This window comes from Streptomyces sp. NPDC101234, from assembly GCF_044767525.1.
Taxonomy (GTDB): domain Bacteria; phylum Actinomycetota; class Actinomycetes; order Streptomycetales; family Streptomycetaceae; genus Streptomyces; species Streptomyces sasae.
The window spans coordinates 1-15,428 of record NZ_JBIWOA010000064.1; the positions used below are offsets into that span (position 1 = coordinate 1).

The following is a 15,428-nucleotide window of genomic DNA, read 5'->3' on the forward strand; positions in this document are numbered from 1 at the left end:
AGGCCCTGCCTTCATGCACCCACCGGCCAAGATCACCCGTCAAGGGATCCTGTTCGATCAGAACCGTCCTCATGATCGATAGGAATACGGCTTCTAATTGAGCCGCCTTCGTATTGACTCAGTCGTCGATGGTGAGCCCGGAGAGCTTGCCGGGGTCGAGGATGAGGTCGATCTCGGCGATGTGCTCGTCGATGACAGTGATGCCGACTACGGCGAGGACGCCGGCGCGGCCGGTGGCGATAATGCCGGTGGCGCCGTTGACCAGTGCCGGATGGCACAGGGTCGCGAACCGCGGTCCGAACGTGGTGGCGTGCTCGGCAACGTCACGGGCGCCGGTGAGGAGGGCGGGGCCGAGCCAGGGGCGGGGGCCGGTGTCGACGCGGAAGACGACGTCGGGGTCGAGGAGGGTGATCAGGGCTTCGAAGTCGCCGGCTCGGGACGCGGCGAGGAACGCGTCGACGACGCGCCGTTGGGTGGGCAGGTCGGCGTCGGGCATCGTCACCGTTCCGCGTAGCCGGCGGCGGGCCCGGCTGGCGAGCTGGCGGGCGGCGACGGGTGTTCGGTCCACGATCGGGGCGATCTCGTCGAAGGGGACGCCGAACATGTCGTGCAGGACGAATGCGAGTCGTTCGGCCGGTTCCAGGCTCTCGAGCACGACGAGTAGCGCAAGGCCGACGGAGTCGGCGAGCAGGCTGGCTTGTTCGGGATCGTGGGTCTCTTTGGTGCTGACAACGGGCTCGGGCAGCCAGGTGCCGACCAGGTCCTCGCGCCGGGACTGACGGCTGCGCAGCATGTCGATGCACACCCGGCCGACAAGGGTCACCAGCCACGCGCTGATGTTGTCGATGCTGCTGCTCTGCGAGCGAGTGGTACGGATCCACGCCTCCTGGAGGGCGTCGTCGGCCTCGGTGAGCGAGCCCAGCATCCGGTAGGCCACCGCCTGCAGTCGCGGGCGGTGGGCCGCGAACTGCTCTGCGAACCAATCCAGATCATCCATGCCCGTCTGCTCCTGGCTGCCCTGTGGCCCGGTCGCATCGCGGACAGTCTCGTCCCTCACAGCCGCGCGGCCTTGCGGTACTTGGGCTCCCAAGCCCTGCGGTAGACGACGCGTGCGGGCGCAGGCAGGAGCCTGAGGACCTGGGTCTTCAGCTGCTCGGTGGCGCCGTCGAGCACCCACGGAAGGTACTCCGCGGCGCCCTTGATCCCGCCCTGCTGGTCACGGATCTCCTTGCTGAAGGCATCCCAGCCGGCCTTGCCCAGCCGACGCTCAAGCAGCGGCAGCGCCTGGGACTCCTCGTGGATCATGTGCGCCGACAGGCCCTTGGCCAGGACCGACAGTTCTCGTTCGAGCGCCTTGGTGTTCTGATCGGCGATGGCGGCGTTGATCTGCTCGACGCGTGGGTCGAGCGAGGCGTGCTCGGCTTCCATGTCGTCCAGGATGCGCTGCTCGTCAGGATCGGTGACCGCCGCCCGCAGTCGCGGCCACAGCACGGTGTCCTCGGCAGCGTGGTGGGTGTGTAGCTGCTTGCTGAACAGCTGCCAGGTCGCGACGACCGCAGGGGAGTGGCCGCGTCCGTCCGCGACGGCGTCCAGCAGCCGGTCCAGGTCGCGGTTGAAGGCGTCGTGCGCGACGTACATCATCGTGAAATCGACCGGGCCGGCCAGGGCTGCGCGACGTTCCCACGCCGCGGTGCTGGTTTCGGTGACTCCGGGGTGGTGGTTCCTCATCAGTGTCTCCTGCCGATGGTTGCTGGTTGTCTGTGCCGGTCGTGGTCAGTAGCTGCCGAACGCTTCGCGGCGGATCATCTGCAGCACGGTGGGAGCACCCTTGGTGGTGTTGACCGCGACGAACTTGCCGATCCACACCCGGCTGGTGGCCTGGGCCAGCATCGACGCGGCCAGGTCGGCGCGGCTGGTGAACACTCGCTCGGAGCGGTTATCCGCCAGCTCGTAGTCACTGGGCTGCTCCGCGTCGAACAGGCCGCCAGGACGCATGACCGTCCAGTCCAGGCTGGACTGGCGCAAGAAGGCCTCCATGCGGCGCATGTCGGCGTACGTCGTCTTGCCGATCGTCCGGGTGACCATGGGCTGCATCACCCGGTTCAACAGGAACCCGCCGTCGGCGTGCCGAGTCGGCTCAGTGCCCGCCGAGCTCACCACTACCAACCGCTTGAGCCCGTGGGTCGTCATGGCATCGGCGATGGACGCGATCCCGTCGCTGTAGATCGTGATCGGCTTCCGGCTGAATTGCACCCCCAGCGTGGAGAGCACCACCTCACTGCCCTCGACAACCCGCGCAGTCGCTGCCCGGTCGTGCACGTCCGCTCGGGCAACCGTCAAGCGCGTGGCCGCGATGGGGAAGCTGTGGGGGTTGCGCGTCACCGCAACGACCTCGTGGCCGCCCTTGAGTGCCTGCTGGGCGAGTTGGCGGCCGGTGCCGCCGTTCGCGCCGAAGATGACGATCCGCATGTCCGCTTCCTCGTCCTGTCCTGTTCCGGCACGGCCGTTCCGGGCCCTCTCGTACAAGAAGTCGGATCGCACGGCACAAACGTGACAGCCAGACTTCAGCGCAGCCTCGATCGAGCGGTCGGTGCTGGTCGATTGGTTTCCTCGGGCCGCGTCTCGGACCGCCGCATGCCACGGGCGGGCGTCCACGGTGCAGACACCGATCGAATCAGTTCGGCGGCGTTGTAGCCGTTCGGGGAGACCACACAAACCCTGTCATCACCGCGACCAGTCCCGAGCGGCTGCGGCGCAGCCACTGCGCCGAGCATGGACTGGTCGACGGTCCGTGCAACACGACTGCGCGTTTCCCGCGGCAGTACCTGAAGATCGCGAAGGTCTCGGACCAGCGCGGTGGCGTCGAGTACCGTGACCGTCTGCTCGAAGGGCTGAACGGGTGCGTCCTGGGGGTCGGAGCCGGCCAGGGGCGCAACTTCCGTCACTATCCCGCCGAGGTGAGCGAGGTCGTCGCGCTCGAACCCGACGACACCCTGCGCACGGTCGCCGAGCAGGCCGCGGCGGCCGCGCCGGTGCGGGTGGCCGTGGTCGCGGGCGAGGCGGGTCATCTGCCTGGCAGGGACGGCGAGTTCGACGCGGTCGTCGCCTCGCTCGTGCTCTGCTCGGTGGGCGATCGGGCGGACGCGCTGGCCGAGACAGCACGCGTGCTCGCGCACGACAACGTCGCCGGCATCGCCTTGCTGGACAAGGCCGCCGCCGACACCGACACGGTGCACAAGGCCCTGGTGGACCAGGGGTTCAAGACCGCCGTCGTCGGCCACGGGCAGATGGTGGGCATCGACGTCGAAGTCGTCGAGCGCAACCCGGCAGCCAGGGGGTTCGTCCCGCAGCCCAAGAGGTGGGTGGTGGAGCAGGTGAACGGGATCATGATGCTGCACCGCAGGCTGGTACGGGACTACGAGCACCGGCCCGCCTCCGCCGAGGCGAGGGTGTACCGGGCCATGAGCGACCGGATGGCCCGGATGCTCACCGCGACCTCCGCTCCCACCTGGCGCGGCGCATGAGCGGCAGCGACCTGACCTTGGGAGCGGTTCTGGCGGGCCTGGAGGAGCAAGAGCGCGAGATCGCCGCGCAGGGCCGAGGCCACGGGGGGACGCATCGCGGAACTCGCCGCGCGATTGGAGGAGTTCGACCGGGTCGCCGAGGAAGTACGCATCACCCGCAAGACCCTGCTGGCGCTGCCTGATCCGTCCCCGCCGACGCCGCCGGCCGCGAAGCTGCCGGACCATCCGGCCTACCAGCAGATCATGGCGGTGTTCGCCGCGGCCGACGCCCCGCTGCGGGCGCGGGCGGTCTGCGAGGCGATGGATCTGGAGATCGCGCCCAACAACGTCAACAACGTCCGGCTGAAACTCAAGCGGCTGGCCGACCGCGGGATCCTGACGGAGACCGAGCAAGGGCTGTTCACCCTGCCGCGACCGTAACCTCGGTCGCTGACATCGGGCATCAGCTCGCGCGTCGCCCTACGAGTACTCGGGCCGGGGCCGGGTGCCCGCAGGGGCATCCGGCGGCGAGCCGGTCAGGAGCTCCACGAGGTGCCGCTGCCACCACAGTGCGCGGTCCGCCACCTTCTTGGGCAGATGACCCAGCAGCGCAGCCGAACCCAACGCGGCCCGCTCACCAGCGCCGAGAACAGCGAAGTCCTCGGCGGCCTGGAGATCGACCTGGTCCACGAGCATGCCGGTGCCGTGGACGTCGGCCAGACGGACTCTATGACGGGACGTTCCCGGGGCCGACCATCGTGTCCCGTTCCGGACGCCGGACGGTGGTGCGGCACCGCAACGAGCTGCCCCGTCCGACCGTGGCCCATCTGCACGGCGGGCACACCCCGTACAGCAGCGACGGCTACCCGACCGCGCTGATCCTGCCTCACAACAACACGGCAGGCACGGACAGGATGCCGGGCATGCCCGGGGCCGGCGGCGCGCAGGACACCGCCTCCGGGCAGCGCACGTACACGTACCCGATGAAGCAGCGGGCCGCGACCCTCTGGTACCACGACCACCGCATGGGCTTCACCGGACCGAACGTCTGGCACGGGCTCGCCGGGTTCCACCTGGTCCACGACGACGACGAGGAGGGCCTGCCCCTGCCTGCCGAGGAGCGCGGAATCCCGCTGCTGATCGCCGACCGGTCCTTCGCCGCCGACGGCTCCTTCCAGTACCCGGCGCTCGATGCCGGACAGCGCACGGCGGGCGTCACCGACCCGTACATGGACGGTGTCCTGGGCGACGTCATCCTGGTCAACGGGGCACCCTGCCCTGTGCTCGAAACCCAGCGCCTGCGCTACCGGCTGCGGCTGCTCAACGGCTCCAACGCCCGCCGCTACCGACTGGCGCTCGACCCCGCGCCGCCGGGCGGCGGCGCTCTGGTGCAGATAGGCGGCGACGGGGGCCTGCTGGAGCGGCCGCTCGCGCACGACACCCTGGACATCACCCCAGGCGAACGCTTCGACGTGGTCGTCGACTTCGCCCGCTACCGGCCCGGCACCCGGGTGCGGCTGGTCAACCGCCTGGGCAGCGGCGGCACGGCGGTCGTCATGCGGTTCGACGTCTCCGGTGCCCGGCCTCCGGCCGACGACTCCCGTGTACCGGACCGGCTCTCGGCGATCCCCGCGCCACGGGCCGAGCAGGCCGCAGCGACCCGTACCCTCCACTTCCAGCGGCGGGGCGGATCAGGATGGACCATCAACGGCCGCCCCTACGAGCCCGGCAGACCGCTGGCGACCGTCCGTCTCGGCACCACCGAGGTCTGGCGGTTCGTCACCGACTTCCACCACCCCGTGCACCTGCACCTGAACCACTTCCAGGTGACCGCCCGCAACGGCGGGTCGCCCGGACCGTACGACGCGGGCTGGAAGGACACCGTGGATCTGCGTCCCGCCGAGTCCGTGGAGATCGTCACGCGCTTCACCGACTACCCGGGGCGGTTTCTGCTGCACTGCCACAACCTTGAGCACGAGGACATGGCGATGATGGCCGACTTTGTCACGGAGTGAACCAGAAGACCTCGCGCCGATCACGCAGCTCCGCAGCCACCCAGCCAACTACTAACCTCGGTGTTCACTGACATCGGTTCGTCAGGGCGGCGAAGTCCGCGCCGCCCTGCTCGCTCTGGTCGTCCGGCTCGGACGCCGGCTGCGCGACCGCGGCCAGGCCGCCCGCGCCCTCACCCTGACCCTGCGTTTCGCCGGTGACACCCGTTGGGAGAAGACCCGCCGCCTCGGCGAGCCGTCGGCACACGAGGACCATCTGCACACCTTGGCCTACCAGCTGATGGATGCCGCCGGCCTTCAGCGCGGCCGCCTGACCGGTCTCACCCTCAGGGGCGAGGACCTCATGGACGCCGGCCAGGTTGCCCAGCAGATCAGCCTCGATGGCGTACGCGAGGACCGCCTCGTCGCAGAAGGAGCGGTGGATCAGATCCGCGACAAGTTCGGCCCGCACGTGATCGGCCCCTCCGCCACCTTCCGACGCGCATCGTGACCCGCCCATGCCACTGGAGGCAGCCGTGATCCTCAACCCGCCCGGGTGGTTCCCCGACGCGGCACAGCAGCTGCCGCACTGGCCCTACCTGCAGGCCGTCGACGAAGCTCTCGTCGGGCGGGGGCTTCCGCCGGGCACCGTCCGCGCCGACTGCACCCACCGCGAGCAGGGACGCACGATGTACCTCGTGCTCGTGTGGGACATCAGCCGCACCGCCGGAGTGGGCGGCCTGCGATTCAAATGGCAGGAGGGTACCGGCTGGGCCTACGCCCTGCTCGGCGCCAGCCCGTCCATCCCGACACCGACCCGGCCGATCGCCGCACTGCACCGCGTCTTCGCGGCGCCGGACGACGTTGCCGCGGTGGCTGAGCAGTACGTGCGCATCTGGCGCATGCCCACCGGCGAGTACGGTGCGGAGTGGACCGGGGCACCTCACGTGCGGGACACGATCGAAAGATTCCGCGCCACCCTCAATAAACCTGGCGGCGTCTGGACGGACGGGTGAACGCCAGTACCGCCGTACTACGCCGCAGCCGCGCTGCCCTCGTTCTCCTCAAAGGCGGGCTTGAGCCGACTGCGGGCGTCAGGACGGTCGGGGCCCGCGATCTGGTCCCAGAACGCGTGCGTCCCGATCACGGCCATCGCCGGCACGGGAGCGCCGTACCGGGCCGATGCCCTCGTGTCCCTGGCCCTCTCGGCCGGCTCTCCGACCCGCAGCTGTCTCCCGAGTCAGTGGCGCGCACCATATCTCGGTGCGCTATCTGTGCAAGGTGCTGAGCCGACGCGACGTCACATTGGTTTCGTGGATCCGCAGCAGACGTCCGGAACGCATCCGGCGCGATCTCCGCGGCCCCTCCCTGGCCGATCGCAGCGCGGCCACGATCGCCGCCCGCTGGGGCATCCTCGACGCCCCCCATCTCAGCCGTACCCTGCGCGCCGAGTTCGGGCAGAGCGTCGCCGAGACCAGAAGGTCGGTGTCGGCCTCGGCCTGACGCACCTTGGCGGTATTCGCAGCGGCGGTCGGGCATCGTGATCGCGTGCGGGACTGCTCCTGTCGGGCACCGAGGTGCCGTTGCCCCGGGGAGTGGGCCACGACACCGGCCGGCGCGGCGGCGCGTCAGGCCAGGCTGGTTCATATGCTCTTGACCTCTGATCGCGGATGCGTCACACGGCCTGTCCACCGAGCCCGATCCGTCCAAGGCGCCCTCCCGGTACGCAGCCGCTGGTGCCGGCGGTCCGAGACGTCCGTGAGAACGCCACCGCCGTCGGACAAGCAGTGGATGCCGGTGAGTTCGCGTAGCGGTACGCCGCCTTCAGCCGCTGGACGCTGACCACAGCACCCGCCACCCGAGCCGGCAAGGCCTGCCGAGTGCCGGAGTGGACGACCGTGCCGCTGTGCAGCGCGGTCACCTTCACCGGGCGCTCCGGATCGTTGTACGTGATCCGGTTGCTCGCGGACCGCAGGAGACGGTCCACGAGAGCGGAGACGGTCAGGACAGCGGAGACGGTCAGGACAGCGGAGAAGGCGCGGGTGGCGGTGGTGATGTGGGCGTCGACTCAGGAGCCTTGTGCGACCGGCATGGTGTCCCAGAACGAGCACTGGTGTTCCGCGGAGTACCGGTCGTCGTCGATCAGGACACTCCTGCCCCCCGCCCGCAGTGACAGCGTCACCCCTTTGCCGCTGCGGTAGGCGGGCCAGGCCGGTTGCCGGGCGACGTGCGGTCGGCCGGTCTTCGTGAAGGCTCCCCAGTACTGCGTCATCTCGCGGGCGAGGCGGCGCTCGTCGGCGTTGAACAGCGGGGCGATCGGCGTGCCGTTGTCGAAGCTGGGCCAGACGTAGGCGAGCTCCGCGGCGTGGCCGGCTCCCCAGACGTAACCGGGTATCTGCGTCAGGCCGGGCCCGGTCCGGTGGTCGAACTCGTACGAGTAGGTGGGGGTGTAGCGCTCGAAGGTCCGCACTAGCGAGCGTTGCCCGCACCCGCCGATCCCCGCGATCAACCCCGAATCGGTCATGATCGCGCCGACGAGGTACGCCGCGGTGTACGCGTCGGACGTCTCGGGCCACGGGTAGCGGGCGAGGACCTCGTCGGCACGGCCCCCGGCGAGGCCTTGTACGAAGGCGAGGTAGGCCTCCTTACCCGCCCCTATGTAACCCTGGGCGAAGGTGCGGCCCTCGTCACGGTTGGCGCCGACGACCACGGGCACTCGGGCGAACCGCCCGCTGTCCACCGCCTCGCGTACGTTGACCGGGAACGTCGGCGTCCCGTCCACGAAGGCGGCCGAGAAGGTCCGGCTCGCGTCGAGGAGCGAACCCGCCGAAGCCGACCGCAGACAGCCGAGGACGGCCGTCTGGTCGGTGCCGTCGCAGCCCGCCTGGCGGGCGAAGGCCGTTCCGGCGCTCTCGGCCTGAGTCTGCGGCTCGCTGGGGCAGGAGCCGCTCTGGATCATGGCGCGGGCGAACAGACCGCGGGAGCCGGGTGACACCAGATGTCCGCAGACGGACCAGCCGCCCGCGGACTCGCCGTCGATGGTGACCGCGGCAGGGTTCCCGCCGAAGGCCGCGATGTTCCGCTGCACCCAGCGCAGCGCGGCCTGCTGGTCCATGAAGCCGTAGTTGCCGGACTCGCCGCCCTCCTTGGTGAGGGCGGACAGCCCGAGGAAGCCGAAGACGCCGAGCCGGTAGTTGAGCGAGACGCCGATGGCTCCCGTCTCCCGTACGAGCTTCGACTCGTCGTTCTGTGCGCCGCTGCCGTTGGTCAGGCCACCGCCATGGATGAACACATGCACGGGAAGACGGGCGTCGGCCCGCACTCCCGCCGGCCGCCACACGTTGATGTCGAGACAGTCCTCGGTCTCGCTGCGCGGGCCGTTACCGCTGGGCAGTACGGGGCAGGGGTTGCCGAAGGCTGTGGCCTCCCGAACGCCGGTCCAGCGCGCCGCGGGCCGCGGCGGCTTCCAGCGCAGCGAGCCGGTGGGGGCCGTCGCGTAGGGGATACCGAGGAACCGTTCGACGCCTTGGGAGAGGGCACCGCGCACGGTGCCCTTGTCGGTGGGCACCACGGTCGGCGCACTCGCGGACGCCGCCACGGACGCCGTCACGGACGCCGTCACGGACGCCGCGGCGGACGCCGTCGCGGGCAGCAGCCCGACGGCGGTCATGGACAGGATCAGCGCACCGCCCAGGGCAGTACGGATTCTGCTCGCAGTCATGGGGACCTCTCTGGCGGGATGCCGGCCGCGGCGGTGCGGCCGGCACCCGTGGTGGTGGGCGAGGAACCGGACGGTCAGCGGGCGACGCCGACACTGCCGTGCAGGGGGAGCGTCCGAGACGAGGAGCCGACCCACACGTCCCGTTTCCCGGTGCCGAGCACCCAGGCGTGAGAGGACGTGTTCCAGTACTTCAGCTGCTGGGCGTCGACCCGGATGCGTACCGTCTTCGACTGCCCCGCGCGCAGATGTACCTTCTCGTAGCCGCCGAGCGAGCGCACCGCCTGCGGCGCGGTGGTCCCCGGGCTCGCGCCGAGGTACACCTGGGCGACCTCGTCGCCGTCGTGGGCGCCGGTGTTCTTCAGGGTGAACGAGACGGTCAGCCCGCCGTGGCTCTGCCGTACCGCGAGGTCGCGGTAGGCGAAGGAGGTGTACGACAGGCCGTAGCCGAACGGAAAGAGCGGGGCGGCCTGCTCCTTGTCGTACCAGCGGTAGCCCACATAGACGCCCTCGGAGTAGTTCTCCTGATTCTCCACTCCCGGGTACCTGAGCGGGTCGCCGGCGACCGGTGTCGCGGACTCGCTCGCGGGGAACGTCTGCGTGAGCTTGCCCGAGGGGTTCACGTCGCCGTAGAGCAGCCGGGCGGTGGCCTCGGCCCCGTTCTCTCCGGGGTAGTACATGTCGAGCACCGCCTTGACCTTGGTCAGCCACGGCATGGTGATCGACGACCCGGTGTTGAGGACGACGATCGTGTTCGGGTTGGCGTCGGCGACGGCGGAGATGAGCCCGTCCTGGTCGGCCGGCAGGGAGAGGTTCTTCCGGTCGAAGCCCTCGGTGCCGTCGTCGTAGGCGAAGACGACGGGGGTCTTCACCTGGCGGGCCAGGGCCACCGCCTGCTCGCGCGCGGCCTGCGCGGCCTGCGGGGTGACCCAGTTCAGCCGGACCTTCGTCGGCCCACCCTGGATCGCGAGGGCACCGGCCGCCAGGCTGTGCGTGCCCGCTGTGAGGTGCACCGTGGCGCTGCTGGAGCCCAGGAAGCCGGTGATGACGCTGTTGCCGTCGATCTTCAGCAGGCCGTAGGCGGCGGGGAGGTCGAAGACGAAGGAGTAGTCGCCGTCGGTGGGCACGGTGAGGGTGCCGCTGTAGTCGAAGGAGGCGTCCGGTGTGACGGGGATCGTGCCGTCCGCGTCGACCGGCAGGGCGGGGCTGAGGGCCGAGGCGGGGATGGGGACGCCGGTGTTGTCGCCGCCGGCCGCGTAGCGCACCGTGGTGTGTCGGCCGGCCCGCTGGGTGATGGTGTCCAGCGGCGAGGCCGCGGAGTCCGGTACGACGTTGGAGCTGCCGCCGCCGGTGACCTTCGGTGTCTTCGCGGTCGGGCCGATGAGTCCGATGCTGGTGTCCCTGCCGGTCAGCGGAAGCGCCTCGCCGGTGTTCTTCAGCAGGACCGCGCCGGATTCGGCCACCCTCTGGGCGACTTGTGCGCCGCCTTTCGGGTCGCGTGCAGGCCGCCGGGCCGCCGCGCCGTCGAGGAGACCGAATTTCGCCATCTGCTGCAGAATGCGCGCGACCGAATCATTCAACTCCGACATCGGAATGGTGCCGTCGGTTATCGCGGTCTTCAGTTCCTCGCCCAGGTAGACACCGCTCGGCATCTCCTGATCGAGGCCGTTCACGATGTCGGTCGTCGCGTGGGTCGCGCCCCAGTCCGACATGACCCAGCCCGTAAAGCCCCACTGCTCCTTGAGGATCGAGTCGAGCAGCTCGTCGCTGCCGCAGCCGTGGCTGCCGTTCACCGAGTTGTACGAGCACATCACCGCCCCGGCGCCGGCCTTGACGGCGGCCTCGAAGGCGGGCAGTTCGATCTGACGCAGGGTCTGCTCGTCGACGTTGACGTTCACCCCCATGCGGTTGTCTTCCTGGTTGTTCTCCGCGTAGTGCTTGACGGTGGCGATCAGGCCCTGGCTCTGGACGCCCGTGACTTCGCCGGCCACCATGCGCGAGCTGAGCAGCGGGTCCTCGCTGAAGGTCTCGAAGTTCCGCCCCGCGTACGGCACCCGGATGATGTTCGTCATGGGCGCGAGCAGGACGTCCTGGCCGAGCGCACGCCCGTCGCGTCCGACGGTCCGGCCGAACTCCCGGGCGAGCCTGTCGTCGAAGGACGAGGCCAGGGCGACCGGTGACGGCATCGCGGTGGCGTGCTCGTTGACCCGGACGCCCGCCGGGCCGTCGGTGAGCCGCAGTTCGGGGATGCCGAGGCGGGGCACCCCTGGGATGTATCCGGCCTGCCCCAACGTCCGGGGGTCGGTGCCGCCATGAACGAAGGACAACTTCTCGTCAAGCGTCATCCGGGCGATGAGGGCGGCGACGCGGGCGGACACCTTGACGGTGACGCCCGCGTTGCCCGCGCCCGAGGCGCCGGGAGCCGCGGCCACGCTCCCGGCAAGGAGCACCGCGCTCGCTACCGCGATCAGCGCCGTATGGCGTAAACGGCTGCCGTGGCGTCGTACCGGTCTCCGATCGACCTCCATGCGGACTCCTCACCACTGAAGTGCTCGACGATTTATGTCTCTGCTGGACAGAATTCGAGTCAAAGCAGGTGGCTCTATAAAAGATCGAACGTTCAAGGAGGTTAAATTCGCACATTCGATGCGTCAACCCTCTGGAATTCCGCACTTGCCAGACATAAATTGACGCCCTCGCAAGGGGGGTGACACGTGTCGGCACGCGACGAGGTCCTGGCCCATGTCCGGCGGCACGGGAGCGCGTCGCGCCCCGAACTGCAGACGGCGCTCGGCATGAGCCGTCCGGTCGTCACGGCCATTGTCCGCGACCTCCTCACCGAGAAACTACTGACCGAGCACCAGGGGGAGACCGGGGGCGGCAGAGGGCGCCCCGGCCGTCGGCTGCGGCCGTGCTATCCGCCGGGCGCGATCGTCGGAGTGGACGTCAGCCACCGGCATCTCACCGTCGCCGCGGCCACCCTCGACCTGACCATCCGGGCCGAGCGGCGGGTGGCGATCGATGTGGACACCCGGCCGACCGCAGCCCTGGACGTCACGGCGGAAATGATCCGGAAGACGACGGAGGAGGTACGGCTCACGGTCGACGGGCCCGTCAGGGCGTGCGTCGTCGGTATACCGGGGCCGCTGGACATGAACAAACGGGCGATCGCCTCGCCCACCATCCTCTCCAGCTGGTCCGGGCTCGATCTGGCGGCCGAACTGGGCTCCCGGACGGGACTGATGGTCTCCCTCGACAACGACGCGAATCTCGGAGCCCTCGCCGAACACCGGCACGGTGCCACCGACAACCGCGGCAACCTCATCTATGTCAAGGCGTCCGACGGTATCGGGGCGGGTCTCATCGTCCACGGGATCCCGGTCAGCGGCAGCTTCGGGGCCGCGGGCGAGATCGGGCACACTCAGATGATCCCGGACGGAGACTGGTGCCGGTGCGGCAACCGCGGCTGCCTGGAGACCATCGTCTCGGTCCGCCAAGTGCTCCAGCAGGTCCGGCACTTCTACCCGGGCGACACCGACCTGCGGTCCCGGCTTCCGGAGATCGCCCGCCACCCGGTGGCCCGGAAGATCTTCGCCGAGTCCGGCCGTACCCTCGGCCGCGTCCTGGCCAATCTGTGCGCACTGCTCGACCCCGCGGCCGTCATCATCGGCGGCGAGATGAGCCAGGCGGGCGAGGCATTCGTCGGCGGCGTCCGCGACTCGATCGAACGGCTCGCCCAACCGGGCTTCGACAACCGTGTCCTGGTCGTCGCGTCCGCCCTCGGCACCCGCGCCGAGCTGATCGGCAGTCTCACGCTCGCCCGTGACATCGCCCTGCGCGGCGCAATCCGGCGAGCCGAGGGCTGACCGGAGGGGCGGACGGGCCTGCCGGGAGTTCCCGGCTTCGGCCCACGACCACGATGAGCTGCCGTCATACCGGTTCACCGGCAGGCCCGCACTGCCGCCGGCCGTGCTCGCCGAGGCCGAGGCACTCGTGCTGTCGTGCACCGGTTGGCGCACCCTGAACGCCGCAGCGAGCCTGCAGGAGCGGCTGCATATCCCGGTGATCTCCTCCAACCTCGCCCTCGCCACCTCCACTCCTCCACTCCTCCGCCCGCTCCAGGAGCAGCGCCGTGAACTTCACCAGACCCAGCAAGCGCAGCGACGACCGCGTCCTCGCATTCGCCACCCACGCTGCCGCCCTCGACAGCGTCCGCGCCGAGGTGGAGGCCGCCCACGACGACAACCGCTGGTGGCCGCCCACCTTCACCGACCCGCGCATGCGGATGCTCGCAGCCGGCTCGTCCACCCGGATCAACCACCGCATGGTCGACACCTACGCGGCCGTCCTCGCCCGCGCCGACGCGATGGGCTTCGACTCCCTCACTGACCTCGACGACGACCAGGCCCACGAACAGGCCCACGACCTGGTCGCCCCGCTCGGCCTGACCGAAGCACGCCCGACCTACCTCTGCTCCCTGGCCGACACCCTCGCCCGCTGGGACAAGGACGGCACCGACCCAACCGCCTGGGACGCGGCGACGTTCATCGCCCCCTTCGCTCGCGAGGTGCGTGGAGCCTCCTGCAAAGTCGCCCGGTGCGCCGCCCTCTACGCCCTTGGCTACCACTGCGGCATCATCCCCGTCGACTCCGGCATGGCCACCGAGCTCGCTCCTGCCCTCGGCTTCACCCTCCCCTCCGGCCCCGTCGCCCACGAACACCTGCGCACCCTGCTGGAACACGCCGTCGCACGCCACACCGACGCCCTGCGCACCCTCGCCGCCGGCCAGAACGTCACCATCCCGGCCGAGGCGGCACCGACCTGGTGGACCCACCTGGTGCTGGTCTACTTCAAACGCCTCTACCTCAACCAGCCACCCGCCCGCCTGTGCCCGCGCCGCCCCACCTGCCCCGCCCTGACCCACTGCACGCACACCCGGACCTGACCCAGGGGGAGAGCCGCGATGCAACGCACCATCGTGATCGGCAACATCTCCCTCGACCACATCCACCGCCCCGGCCACCCGCCGGTCCACCAACTCGACGGAGCCGCCCTCCACCTGGCCGCCGCAGCGGCCCGCGCCGGCCTGACTGCCGCGCCCGCAGCCGCCGTCGGAGACGACCTCGACGGCCTGACCCAAGACCCGCGCCTCCCCACCTTGGACTGGAGCCTCGTCCACCGCGGCCCCGGGCCGTAGGCCGCGTTCGCCATCCACTACGACGAAGCGGAAGCGGTCACGACCGTCACCACCGACTACGGCGCCGCCAGGCACCTCACCACCCACGCTCTTCACCTGATCGACCGCCCCCCCGCGCCCGTTTCCACGTCGGCTGCCGCCGTCCCCTGGACGTTCCCGCCGTACTCCAAGCGCTGACCGAGCACGACCGCCCCTTCAGCCTGGATTTCCACCTCCCCAGCGCCCCCAGCTCATCCCCGCCGCCACGCCTGGCTCCCACACGCGGCCGCGGTCTTCGTCAACGCCCAGGAACACGCACTCCTCACCCAGCACGGCAGCCCAAGGCCCTGCCCGGAGACCGTCATCACCGACGGCCCCCGCCCAGCCAGCGTTCTCCTGCACGACCACGCCCCACACCTTGCTGCGCCCGCCGCTGTGCCGGTCGTCCGGCAGATCACCGGAGCCGGCGACACCCTGGCCGGCACCTACCTCGCCCACCGCGTCCAGGTCTTGGCCATGCACGATCAGTTCACCGGGCCCGGCGGGGACGGCGCCGCCGTCTTTGCCATGCCGCCACCATCCGGCAGGGCCGCTCAGGCTGCCACGAGCCCGATCCGAGGGGCCGCCCGGAAGCGTCGGTCGAGGGCGCTTCACCGCGCGTGGACCGGGTGCGTAGGGTACGAGCGGCCCGGGAGTGTGCGCGCCGGGCCGGCCGCGCGGACGACGTGTCCGAGGGGCCGAGGACCGGGGGGTAGCGGGGATGGCGGACGCGGCGGACGTGGGGCGGCGTGCGGACGGAGAGGTCGGCGGGGGGACCGTACCGCTGGACCGACGGGTGTTCGCCGTCGCCGCGGTGGTCTTGGCCGTGCAGGCCGGTGTCACTGCCCCTGGAGCACGGGTACAACCCGTCCGGACGCTCGGGGTGCGCGGCCGGTGCGGGGTGGGCAGCACGATGACGGAGACGACGGCAAGCTCCGCAAGTCCTGGTGCTTGCGCTGACCGGTGGGCCACCGCAACGCCAGGCATGCGTGAGGCGTGGC

General features: G+C 70.4%; 14 protein-coding genes and 2 pseudogenes. 10 read left to right on the plus strand and 6 right to left on the minus strand.

Features of this window, described 5'->3' with window-relative positions; translation table 11 throughout:
- Positions 1-118: 118 nt before the first annotated feature.
- Genes sigJ through ACIRR9_RS52875 form a run of 3 tightly spaced genes read right to left on the minus strand, consistent with a single transcriptional unit; the run spans position 119 to position 2,469 of the window.
- Positions 119-997 (minus strand): RNA polymerase sigma factor SigJ, encoded by an 879-nt coding sequence (gene sigJ / locus ACIRR9_RS52865; RefSeq protein WP_403768273.1) that lies wholly within the window; start codon positions 995-997, stop codon positions 119-121.
- A 56-nt stretch (positions 998-1,053) separates the two neighbouring features.
- Positions 1,054-1,728 carry a hemerythrin domain-containing protein gene (locus ACIRR9_RS52870; protein ID WP_403768276.1) on the minus strand — a complete coding sequence of 225 codons (675 nt, stop codon included), beginning with the start codon at positions 1,726-1,728 and terminating at the stop codon, positions 1,054-1,056.
- A 45-nt stretch (positions 1,729-1,773) separates the two neighbouring features.
- A complete protein-coding gene (locus tag ACIRR9_RS52875; RefSeq protein ID WP_403768279.1) occupies positions 1,774-2,469 on the minus strand; it encodes an NAD(P)-dependent oxidoreductase in 696 nt (231 codons plus the stop codon).
- Between the two features lie 437 nt (positions 2,470-2,906).
- Between ACIRR9_RS52875 and ACIRR9_RS52880 the strand changes: the two are divergent.
- The 3 genes and pseudogenes from ACIRR9_RS52880 to ACIRR9_RS52890 form a co-directional block, all read left to right on the plus strand.
- Positions 2,907-3,167: pseudogene (locus tag ACIRR9_RS52880) on the plus strand (class I SAM-dependent methyltransferase); the annotation flags it as partial.
- A 6-nt stretch (positions 3,168-3,173) separates the two neighbouring features.
- A pseudogene (locus tag ACIRR9_RS52885) lies at positions 3,174-3,524 on the plus strand (IS5/IS1182 family transposase); the annotation flags it as partial.
- A 114-nt stretch (positions 3,525-3,638) separates the two neighbouring features.
- Positions 3,639-3,944 carry a hypothetical protein gene (locus tag ACIRR9_RS52890; protein ID WP_403768281.1) on the plus strand — a complete coding sequence of 102 codons (306 nt, stop codon included), beginning with the start codon at positions 3,639-3,641 and terminating at the stop codon, positions 3,942-3,944.
- 39 nt (positions 3,945-3,983) lie between these two features.
- Here ACIRR9_RS52890 and ACIRR9_RS52895 read toward each other — a convergent pair whose 3' ends face one another.
- A complete protein-coding gene (locus tag ACIRR9_RS52895) occupies positions 3,984-4,199 on the minus strand; it encodes a hypothetical protein (protein ID WP_403768284.1) in 216 nt (71 codons plus the stop codon).
- A 62-nt stretch (positions 4,200-4,261) separates the two neighbouring features.
- Here ACIRR9_RS52895 and ACIRR9_RS52900 point away from each other — a divergent pair, with 62 nt between their 5' ends.
- The 4 genes from ACIRR9_RS52900 to ACIRR9_RS52915 all read left to right on the plus strand — a co-directional run bounded on the left by ACIRR9_RS52900 (position 4,262) and on the right by ACIRR9_RS52915 (position 6,997).
- Positions 4,262-5,518, plus strand: a complete 1,257-nt coding sequence (locus ACIRR9_RS52900; protein WP_403768287.1) for a multicopper oxidase family protein — start codon at positions 4,262-4,264, stop codon at positions 5,516-5,518.
- A 139-nt stretch (positions 5,519-5,657) separates the two neighbouring features.
- On the plus strand, positions 5,658-6,005 hold the full coding sequence (locus ACIRR9_RS52905) for a hypothetical protein (protein ID WP_403768362.1): 348 nt from the start codon (positions 5,658-5,660) through the stop codon (positions 6,003-6,005).
- 7 nt (positions 6,006-6,012) lie between these two features.
- Positions 6,013-6,510 carry a DUF6292 family protein gene (locus ACIRR9_RS52910; RefSeq protein WP_403768290.1) on the plus strand — a complete coding sequence of 166 codons (498 nt, stop codon included), beginning with the start codon at positions 6,013-6,015 and terminating at the stop codon, positions 6,508-6,510.
- Between the two features lie 247 nt (positions 6,511-6,757).
- Positions 6,758-6,997 carry a helix-turn-helix domain-containing protein gene (locus ACIRR9_RS52915; protein WP_403768293.1) on the plus strand — a complete coding sequence of 80 codons (240 nt, stop codon included), beginning with the start codon at positions 6,758-6,760 and terminating at the stop codon, positions 6,995-6,997.
- Positions 6,998-7,562: 565 nt separating this feature from the next.
- Here ACIRR9_RS52915 and ACIRR9_RS52920 read toward each other — a convergent pair.
- Together ACIRR9_RS52920 and ACIRR9_RS52925 are read right to left on the minus strand one after the other, a co-directional pair.
- Entirely contained in the window at positions 7,563-9,215 is a 1,653-nt protein-coding gene (locus ACIRR9_RS52920) for a carboxylesterase/lipase family protein (protein WP_403768295.1), read from the minus strand.
- A gap of 74 nt (positions 9,216-9,289) precedes the next feature.
- Positions 9,290-11,740: a glycoside hydrolase family 3 C-terminal domain-containing protein gene (locus ACIRR9_RS52925; RefSeq protein ID WP_403768298.1), complete on the minus strand. Its 2,451-nt coding sequence runs from the start codon at positions 11,738-11,740 to the stop codon at positions 9,290-9,292.
- 186 nt (positions 11,741-11,926) lie between these two features.
- On the opposite strand from ACIRR9_RS52925, the gene ACIRR9_RS52930 reads away from it, so the two are divergent.
- The 3 genes from ACIRR9_RS52930 to ACIRR9_RS52940 all read left to right on the plus strand — a co-directional run bounded on the left by ACIRR9_RS52930 (position 11,927) and on the right by ACIRR9_RS52940 (position 14,409).
- A complete protein-coding gene (locus tag ACIRR9_RS52930; protein ID WP_403768301.1) occupies positions 11,927-13,078 on the plus strand; it encodes an ROK family protein in 1,152 nt (383 codons plus the stop codon).
- A gap of 266 nt (positions 13,079-13,344) precedes the next feature.
- A complete protein-coding gene (locus tag ACIRR9_RS52935) occupies positions 13,345-14,157 on the plus strand; it encodes a hypothetical protein (protein WP_403768304.1) in 813 nt (270 codons plus the stop codon).
- Between the two features lie 18 nt (positions 14,158-14,175).
- Positions 14,176-14,409: a hypothetical protein gene (locus ACIRR9_RS52940; protein WP_403768307.1), complete on the plus strand. Its 234-nt coding sequence runs from the start codon at positions 14,176-14,178 to the stop codon at positions 14,407-14,409.
- Positions 14,410-15,428: the final 1,019 nt, after the last annotated feature.